Source organism: Frankia sp. CeRuru1 (assembly GCF_977966315.1).
Map to the genome: position 1 here is coordinate 1 of NZ_CDWWEW010000198.1, position 9282 is coordinate 9282.

The window sequence follows — 9282 nt, forward strand, 5'->3', positions numbered from 1 at the left end:
GTTTGACATAGGGGGCGATGACGACGGGCAGCCCGAGCCCGATTGTTTCGTTCATGACGCCGAGCGCCGCGTTGTCGTTGATCCCGGCGGCGCACTTGTTGATCGTGTTGAAGGTCGCAGGGGCAACCACCACGGCGTCCGCGGGCGGCAGGCGAGGCTCGTCCGGCCGCCGGGGCCGTGAGCGGACCGGGTGACCGGTCAACTCTTCCAGAGCGTGCACGTCCAGCCAGGTCGTGGCGACCGGCGTCGGCACAAGGCAGACTGCCCAACCATCCGTGTGGACGTGGCGGATCAGCTCGTCGACCTGCGCGGCGGGTGGGGCCGCGCAGACCACCAGATGCAGCATTGGTCGTCCACCGATCACGTTGCGACTCCGGCCTGCTCCGCGACACTCCGTAGGACCGAGACGGTGGAGCCGCGGGCACGGCCGAGCAGTGTCGCCAGCACAGCCCGAGCTGTCGGGTCGACCCTCAGCAGCTGCGGCGCTCGGCGGGCGACGTCAAGGATGTGCACCGCCGCGATGGCATCCTCGCCCAGGCGGGCATGCCCGTCGGCAAGATCTATGTGCAGGCGTGCGCGTCTGCCGGCCAGCGGGGGTGGCAGCAGACGTGTGTCGATCTGCTCGCCGACGCCGACCGCCTCTGTCGGATCGTCCAGTATCAGGGTGGCGGTAAGGGTGTGGATCGCGACGTTCGTCGGCCCGAACGCCGACCACAGCCGGTTGTCGTCCCGGCCAAGCGCGTCAGCCTGCTCGGCCGCGGCGGTGAGCCGGCGGCGGCCTTCCGTCCGCTCGCCTTGGCGGATCGAGGTCATTGCCGAGAGCAGAAGAAGAGCACCCCGCGCGGACGAGAGGTCGCGGTGGTCCTCGTCGCCTGGTCGCTGGTTCAGGGCGTCGAGTGCGCTGACCGCGACCCGTTCGGCGTCGGCCAGCCGTCCCGTGTCGTGGAAGACGCAGGCGATCTGTCTGCGCGCTGTCGCCAGCAGCGCTGGCGCGTCGGCAGCGAGCGCCGCGTGTTGGCCACGGTCCGCGGCCAGCCAGGCGAGATCGTGGTCGCCGGTCTTGGTCGCGAGCTTGGCGGCAGCGATGTACGCGACGGCCTGCGTCCGCCGGACCGCGCGGTGGTTCACGCCAGTCGGCGGATCAACCGCGAGTGTCTCGATGCCCCGCACCACCGCGGGAAGAAGTCTCGCCGTGCCTGCGTAGTCGGCCCGCTGGTAGCAGTCGTGGCACTCCCGCGCGCGAGCGTCAAGGTCGGCAGGGCCCGCGAATGAGGCCGGGTCGGGATCGGTGGACCACTCCGCCGGTGCCGTGATGGCTTCTCGCAGATCAGCGAGAAGATCGTATGCGGCCGGGAACACGGTCGACCGGACGCTCACGGACGGGGACGGCGCGGCCGGCTGTCGGGGCAGCACCACGGCAACGCCCAAGGCTGACGCCGCGAGCAGGAACTGCTGCCGATTCGACGCATCCACCATCGGCGTGACCTCCGAGCTTGCCGACTGCGCTTGTGGGAGCGAACCGAAAGCGCTCGCCGGCACGTCCCTCTCACGGATCGTGGTGATGAGCAGCAGATCAGCAGGCGGCATCTGTTCGCGGTCATCGAGGTCGATCAGGTTGTGGATGCTGGTGTCGTAGACCTCGGCGAGCAGGGCGAGGAGCTGGGGGGTGGGCCGGCGGCGGTTGTTCGGCAACGGCCAGTTCTCCAGCTCCGACAGCTTCGGTGCGGTCATGGGCGCGGCGCCGTGGGGGTCGAGGCCGACGTGGACGGCGTGGGTGTTGATGTGGTTGGCGGCCTGCTGCTGGGTCCAACCGTGCGCGACCCGGTGAGCGGCGCGGGGGCGCAGCTCGTAGCGGCGGGCGAACTCGACAGCGATCTCGTCGTGGGACATGCCCACCGCACGCATCCGCGCCCGCAGTTCATCCTGCTGTACCCGCAGGCCGAGCTTGCTCATGACGCCACCGCACATCCCCTCCGGACCCGAATATTGATCTCTGTGCCCTCTGCGTTGTAACGGGAACCGTTACACCGTAGTCAAACGGTCGCGGGTAGAACAATGATTGGGCTCATCGGGTATCCGTTGATGTTGCGGATGTTATCCGGGTGCATTGTCGAAGACGGCTTCCTTTGCGGCACGCGCAAGCGTGGCCTGGGTGGTTGCTGCGAGTCCGATTCGGTTCCAATGGAAGATTACATGTAGTGCGATTGTCGAGCGTATTCCCCGGGTGAGTTGGCCGTTTTCTCGCAGGGTTCGGAGCGCTCGTCCTGTCTCGTGGAACGCTGTGAGCCAGTCGCCGTCGGTGAGGTCTGCGCGGGCGTCGCCGAGGAGGAGACGACGCACGTCCCGGGTGAAGGACGCCCATATCTGCGGGTCGGGTGGTACTCCGGCGAGGGCGGCGCGCTGCTCAGCTACGCGTGCCCATACGTCGCCTTGCTCGTTGATGTCCAGTCCCGCGGCCCGCATGAGCTTGGTACACAGCAGGAGAGAGCGTTCCCGCCGGTCGGTGCAGCCGTTGCCGAGGGCGGAGAGTAGACGGCGGCTGTCCGCGTGGAACAGCGAGTGGGCTACGTCCATGCTGGCCGGCCCGCCGAAGGCGTGGACCTCCGGTTCGTAGATGTCGTCGGTCCAGATGACGCCTTTCGTGAGCAGGGGATGGAGCGGGTCGGTGGCGTCGCTGTGACGGCCGTCCGCGTTGTCAGCGAGGAGGTAGCGGATACGCCACGGGCCTTTGCGGATGAACCACCAGGAGGTGATCAGGCCGCCTGCCTCGGCCGGCGGGAGGATTTCGGTCAGGTGGGCGATGGCTTGACGCTCCCGCTCAGCGGGGTCCTCGGCGGGGTAGGTGATGTTCACCTGCTTCCAGGGAGTCTCTTCCACGGTGGGCCTTTCCATCAGCGGAGCAGGAGACACGCGTCCCACGAGGTCGTCGTGGTAGCGGTGGTAGCCAGGGCGGCGCCGGCCGATCCGACCAGGAAACCCGAGGGTTCGTCGTCCTCGGCAGCGGCGTGCTGGTGCAGGAGCTGCGGCCGTGTGAGAGGGATCGGGGTGAGGGCATCGGCGGTGATGCTGCGGGCAGTTGCGAGCAGCCCGCCGGTCCCGTGGCACAGGCTCCGGTCGGTGAGGCGGCTCAGCTGCGTCGGGTCGTTCAGACAATCGAGGAAGGCAGTCTCGGCGCGGCGTTGGCGGGCGGGGTCGTGCAGGGCACGGGCGGCGAGTTGCTGGGCGCGGGCAATGCCGGGCGTTCCGTAACACCAGGAAGGTCTGAGCGGGCCCGGTTGGCTGGTGGTGCCGCGGTCGAGGTCGGTGAGTGTGACGATCTGCGGCCACCAGGAGCCGCCGCCGGGCTTCTGCTGCTCCCAGGCGTCCAGCCATCGACAGATCCGTGTGATCGCTTCCGTTTGCCCGTCAACCTTGATGCCGTCGCTGAGAGTGAGGGCCAGGAGGGCAAGCGGGCCGCAGATCCCGTGGGCCATCGAGTGGTTGCTGTGTCCCCCGCTGGGCCCCGCCTTGTTGCGGTTGGGTCCGATGGGGCACCACCAGCCGGGAAGCCCGTTAACGGGCTCGGTGAGCCGTACCAAGTACTCCAGGACATCGCGGAGCAGATCATGGTTGCCGTTGCGGCGCGACGTCACGGCGAGACCGGTCAGACCGCCGATGAGGTCGTATTCGGCCATCAGCGGCCGGTGACGTTGATCAATCCTGGCGTGCGCGGCTTCCAAGCGGTGCCGGACGACCGTGGCGGTGCCCGCGTCCGCGATCGCCATGGCCTCGCCGAGACCGGGCCGGTCGGGGGTCCCGTGCAGGACGAAGGACAGGGCCGGAGCGCCGTAGTAGAGGCTGGCGGAGGGCCCGACGCTGACGCCGTCGGCGACGGCGCGCGTCAGCGTCGCGTTCGCCTGGTCCCAGGTCGCCACTCCGACTGTGGCCTGCTCGATGTGGAGAAGGGCGGTGCCGACCGCGCCGCCGCTGAGGGACTGCCCTGGCTTCATGACGCGCTCCGGGACAACAGGGTGCGGGCGGTGGCGCGGGCTAGGCGTAGGCAGTGACGCTCGGAGGCCAGGTCGACTCCGATCATCCGGGCGTGGTGCAGGTGCAGCAGGTCAGCCAGGACCCGATCGGGATCGAGGCCGTCCTGCTCGACGCGTGTCCGGTAGTCCACCAGTGCCTGACGGAGCCGGACGTCCTCATGCAGCGGGACCATCCGCATCACCTGCTCGCGTCTACCGCTCACTGGTCGGCCGGCAGCTCCTGTCGATGGGCCTCCTCGATGGTCGACATAGTCGAGAAGCCAGGCAGGTCCGTTCCCAGTGAAGCCGTCGGCGATGCGGATCAGTCCGGCTGCAGTTGTAGTCATCCGGTCACCGGATAGGCGCCGGACGGCCGCGTGGGAATCGGCGGCGAACACCGCTTCGGCTGCCGCCAGGGTTTGACCTGTACCGAACCGTGTTTCGGGCCGGTAGGTGTGGATCGTGTAGTCGCGTAGCAGCGCGTCGGTGCGCAGCCGGTCTGCCCATCGCCCGAGCTGCTGGACGGCGGGGCCGAAACTGTCTGCGTTGCGCAGCGAGATGCGTAGCCGGAGGTGGGTCTCGGGCTCGTGGTAGCGGATGAACCACCAGCAGTCCTGACCGGTCTCGTCGTAGCCGACCAGTTCGTTCAACCGGGCGAGGATCTCATCGTCCAGCCCATAGACCTTCGCATAGAGCCATGGCGACAGGCCCGGCTGGTGCTCCACGGTGCTGGCGGTCCGCACCCGGCGCACATGTTTCGGCTCGGTCGGCTGTGCGGCTCGGGTCAGCGTGACGACGAGCTCGTGGGATCTGCCCCCAAGCCATCCGGCCCACCCGGCGGCCTCGGTGAGGACGACGTCGGGCTGCCGGTCGAGTCGGTGGCGAAGGAGCGCGAGGTGGGCGGGTTCTTCGAGATCGATGCAGATGCGGACATCATCGGCGCCGAGCAGAACGGGGGATGGGATCTTGTAGGTTCGCCGTAGACGCTCCCAGGCGTCCTGCCAGTCTGGAAAGGGAGCGCCGCGGGGCGGGAGGCTCTTGGCGGTGATGATCCATCGGGCGGGGTGAAGGATCGACCGGCCGTGCCGGACACGCGGAAGGAAGGGCAGCTCACGGGCGACGGGTCCCCAGGCGAACGGGCAGCAGGGCGCGTAGAAGGCCGTCCAGATCTCGGTCAGGAACCGCGCGAGAGGCTGCTGGCCGTCAGGGAGGTCGACCGCGTTGAACACCATCGGCTCGACCGGGCAGCTGCGAGATAGTGAAAGCAGCCAGAGCCGTCGCGCGTCACCGGTGACCGCCAGGTCGTCAAGATCGAGGGTGGGGTTCTCCTGGTACTCGCCAAGGGGCAGGACCGGCAGGATCGCAGGCACCCTGGCCAAGGCCGTCATCTTCCGGGCCAGTGGCGGCGCCGAGATCTGCGCTGTGATCGCTTCGGGTGTGGCGGTCGGTAGCGCGGCGTATACGCGGCAGAACCGCTCCCGTGCGGCGTCGTCGAGGACGTGCAGGAACCGGCCGGCGGTCACCCCGGCGTGCCGGGCTCCGCTGATGACGGTCAGCGTGAACGCTCCCCGGTCCAAATCGTCCAGGACCTGTGCCGCCAGGCTGAAACGCAGCTCGGTGTGGGGGACCGGCGGCCGATCGCCGACGGTCAGCCTGGCGATCAGGTCGCCGTCGAGGACAACTTCGGCACGGCCATCGAGAGCGGCCTGCTGGGCGATCTTCGTCAGGGTCATGTCACGAGCGGTGAGCAGATGCGGCTCATGCCGGTGGGACCCGCGGTATCCGGCCGGGAGGCCCAGCCCGGATGCTGCGACCAGTTCCCGGACGGGGACTGCCGCGCCCGGCCCATACCGTTCGAGGAACGCCTGGTGATACGTACGCCACCCCGGCATCTCTGGTGCGACCAGGGCGAGGGTCGACGCGGCGAGCTCGACCTCGCGCAGTACCGCCGGAGGCAAGGCCACCGTGCAGTCGACTCCTACATCCACCACGCACCGGTTAGCCGGGTCCGGCAGGTCGGCGTAGTGGGCGAGATGTGCCGCTGGGTCAGCCACGGTCATCGGGGGGCGCACAGCCGACAGCAGCACACGGTGAGCCACCAGGTCTGCCAGCATTCCTTCGATGACCGTCAGCTCGACGGTGGGCGCCTCGACGGCCAGTTTGGCGACCAGGTCGCTGAACCCGATCGGCCGGCGGGCCGCTTCCACTGCCAGCCGCAAGGGACGAGTGAGGTCCACCTCGGCATCCCACAGTCGGCCCTCGGTACTCACGCCCGGGACGACCCATGAACTGCCGCGGGCGAACCCGAGGCAGTTTGTCACGACCGAAACCTTCCGCAGCGTGGCCAACTGCTGCTCAATCTGCTCGGCCTGCTCGCCTATGAACAGCCCGTCCGGCCGGTTCACGATCCGATGATCGTCGCTCCACGCGGGGGCCTGCGCACGGGTGCTGAACTTCACCGGAGCGACGCCCGCGAACAAGCCGAACGGTGTCGCTCTGCTCGTCCAGCGCAGTAGATACTGCGCCAGCGTCTCTACCAGCCGCCGCACCGGTCGCGTCCCGCTTCGGCCCGTCGGCGTTGGCGAGTCGAGCTGCCGCTCCACCTGGGCGGCCAGCTCCGGTGACCCTGTCCGCACCGCATCGGCGAACCCGCCCAATGCCCAGACCCGTCGAAGCCACGTCCGCCAGCCTGCGACATCGTCGCCAGCCAGGTCCGGCCACGGCGGTAATTCCAGATCCGCGGGGATTGTCGTCGTTCTGATTAGTGCCGCGTCCACGGCCTCGTACGCCCGCACCCGCCCTCCGTCCGTGTGCCGTGGGTGTGTGGCCCGGCCTCCTGCGCAGGACGCCGGGCCACACGTCAGGGTCAGCCGTTGGTGGTGCAGGCGTCGCTGCCGGTCTCTCCCGATCCGCACGTGTCGGAGGTGCAGTCCTCCGAACCGGTCGCCGCCGTGGGCCCGGCATCGACGAGCTGGACGTTGAGGCGGAACTCCGAGGTGTCCATCGTGTCCATCAGGGGAAATCCTTTCTAAAATGGATCTTGAAAGCCGTTTCCCCTCCTACGGGGCAGAGGGGCGTCTGCGAGTGGGCTGCTACTTCGAGGGCGGCCAGGTGAAGACGACGCGACTGTGTCTTTTGTTCAGCACCAGTCCTTCCGGAAGGTCGGCGTCAGGCGTGTCGATCGGGAAGACGCACAGTGTCGGACCGGGACGGCCGGCCTCGTCCCAGGCACGGATCTGGCCGGCCATCTGGCTGGCTGCCACGGCCGCGCCGGGGCCGTGAGCGTAGGCGACGTACTCGAACTCGGTCCCGGCCTCGTCGACCTGGCGCAGCTTGCCCCGGTAGGCCAGGGTCGCGCCGTCGACGAAGGCCGGGGTACCCCAGCGCCACGACGGAACCACGAGGCCGCTGTCGATCGCTTCCTGCGGAATGATCATCGAGCCGAAGTCGGGTAGGTGGGTGGCCAGCCACAGGTCGAGGTCGGCGGAAAGACGTCCTCCGGGGACGGTCACCCCCGACCGGGCTTCCCGACGTTCCTGGGAGAACACGTCGGCGACGGCTTCGCCGTCGATGGCCTGCTGGAGTTCGGTGAGCCACAGGCTCACGCCCTCGCCGAGGGCGACGTTCCGACTGTCGCTGGCGCCAACGCCCTGCATGGGCACGAAGCCGCACATCAGGTTGCTGCGGCTGACGAGGTGATTCCCGGAACGCTGAAGTGCCCAGGATCGGGTCATGCCCAGGGTGCGAAGCGGAACCACGAGGGTGCCGCCATCGGCGAGCTGATTGATCCAAGCTGGAGGAACGTCCCACGCGCCGACGGTCACCATGATCAGGTCGTAGGCCCGGCCAGGCTCGATCTCGAACTCGGCGTCAGCACACACGACCTTGACGTCGGTATAGCCCGCCGCGTCCAGACATGTGCGGGCCCTGTCGGTGACGTCCGGGTCGATGTCGACAGTGGTCACTGACCCGTCCGGCCCGGCGATCTCCCGCAGCAGCGCCGCGTTGTATCCGCCGCTGCCGATCTCAAGTATGTGTCGGCCGCCCGCCTGGCCAAGCATCTCCGCGATCAGGTACGGCGCGGACACTGAACTGAGGCTCACGCCGTCCGCGCGGCGCTTAGTGACGACCGCGGTGTCCTTGTACGCCTCGTCCAGGGAGATGCCCGGAAGGAACAACTCCCGCGGAACCGTCCTCAGCGCCCTCTCCACGTCGGTGCGCATCGTGAGGCCCTGGCGCACATGTCCCTTAATGATCTTGTTGACCAGGGTGTCGCGGAGGTTCTCGGCCCTGCTGGTGGTGTCGACACTCATGACGGTGCCCTCCTGTCGATGTGTGCGGACCGCGGCTCGGACGGCCCTCCCGATGCCAAAGATCTTTCTAGGCTGAGTAGATCGGCTGGAGATCCTCCAGTTGCTTTGCTTGGACGCGGGCTGGGCGGGCTGGCGCGCGAGCGTGATCGTCCTGGTGCGCGGGTGGCGCGCACCTCGCAGTGATCAAGATTGGTTGATGCCGTGTGTAGCGCGCCACCACGATGACCGAAGCCGGGAGGCAAGTCATTCCCCCCATCACGAATCTTTTCTTCGGCTCCCAAGAGGCGGCTGACCTGCACAAACAGTGGTTTCGGAGTGCATTTCTCCGGCGCGATCATGTCGATTCGTTCGGCGGGTCCCGCAGAGACTCGATCTCGGTTACCGCTTGACGAGCGCAGTGGACGAAGCACGGCGGCCTACGGCCCCGTCGCCGCTTCCCGGTGGGCTGTCTCGACTGGCCCCGGCTCCACCGACGATGCGGCCGTTTCGATCCATCTGACCCCATTGTTCCGACCGCGCCGTCAGGTAACGGCAGTGCGCGGGCTCGCGGCGTGCGGGGCGTCTACGGGGCCGGCCGGCGTTCATGGATGCCATTGATCAGTTGGTGCTCACCGCCGCCGTAGCGCAGGTCGAAGATCATGGCGGCAGTGTCGACCTGGTAGCGCGCCTTCTCGGTGCTCAGGCCGAACTGTGCCGCCTGGTCGTAGGCGTCCAGCGCCGAGCACAGGTCGATCCATTCTGGCGCCGTCGGGGCGACAGGCGGGTCGAAGGCGGCGAGCAGATCCGCCAGCCGCGCTGGCGGGAGTATGTCGCGCATCCTGGCGAGCAGCACGATCGGGCGGAGCGCGGGTGGGACAGCGTGGGGATGAGGCGACATGCCTGCCGTTTCGTCGTCGCGGGTCTGCGGTCGTGAGGACGCCCCGCCGGAGGAGGCCGGGGCTGATCGCAAGGGGCATGTCCGC

General features: G+C 68.3%; 8 protein-coding genes. All 8 read right to left on the bottom strand.

Annotated features, from left to right (window positions below):
* On the bottom strand, positions 1-346 hold a 346-nt coding region (locus tag AC08OP_RS14865; RefSeq protein WP_476614745.1), incomplete at its 3' end, for a flavoprotein.
* 14 nt (positions 347-360) lie between these two features.
* Positions 361-1953, bottom strand: a complete 1593-nt coding sequence (locus AC08OP_RS14870) for a hypothetical protein (protein WP_476614746.1) — start codon at positions 1951-1953, stop codon at positions 361-363.
* A gap of 141 nt (positions 1954-2094) precedes the next feature.
* Positions 2095-2877, bottom strand: coding sequence for a thiopeptide-type bacteriocin biosynthesis protein (locus tag AC08OP_RS14875; RefSeq protein ID WP_476614747.1), 783 nt, complete (start codon positions 2875-2877; stop codon positions 2095-2097).
* 14 nt (positions 2878-2891) lie between these two features.
* Positions 2892-3989 (bottom strand): lanthionine synthetase C family protein, encoded by a 1098-nt coding sequence (locus AC08OP_RS14880; RefSeq protein WP_476614748.1) that lies wholly within the window; start codon positions 3987-3989, stop codon positions 2892-2894.
* The gene (locus tag AC08OP_RS14885) at positions 3986-6802 is read right to left on the bottom strand and encodes a lantibiotic dehydratase (RefSeq protein WP_476614749.1); all 2817 of its coding nucleotides are present in this window, start codon (positions 6800-6802) and stop codon (positions 3986-3988) included. The genes AC08OP_RS14880 and AC08OP_RS14885 overlap by 4 nt, the downstream gene beginning before the upstream one ends.
* A gap of 71 nt (positions 6803-6873) precedes the next feature.
* Positions 6874-7020 (bottom strand): FxLD family lanthipeptide, encoded by a 147-nt coding sequence (locus AC08OP_RS14890; protein WP_476614750.1) that lies wholly within the window; start codon positions 7018-7020, stop codon positions 6874-6876.
* A gap of 79 nt (positions 7021-7099) precedes the next feature.
* On the bottom strand, positions 7100-8320 hold the full coding sequence (gene fxlM, locus AC08OP_RS14895; RefSeq protein ID WP_476614751.1) for a methyltransferase, FxLD system: 1221 nt from the start codon (positions 8318-8320) through the stop codon (positions 7100-7102).
* A 562-nt stretch (positions 8321-8882) separates the two neighbouring features.
* A partial coding sequence (locus tag AC08OP_RS14900) for a hypothetical protein (RefSeq protein ID WP_476614752.1) occupies positions 8883-9282 on the bottom strand: 400 nt, incomplete at its 5' end.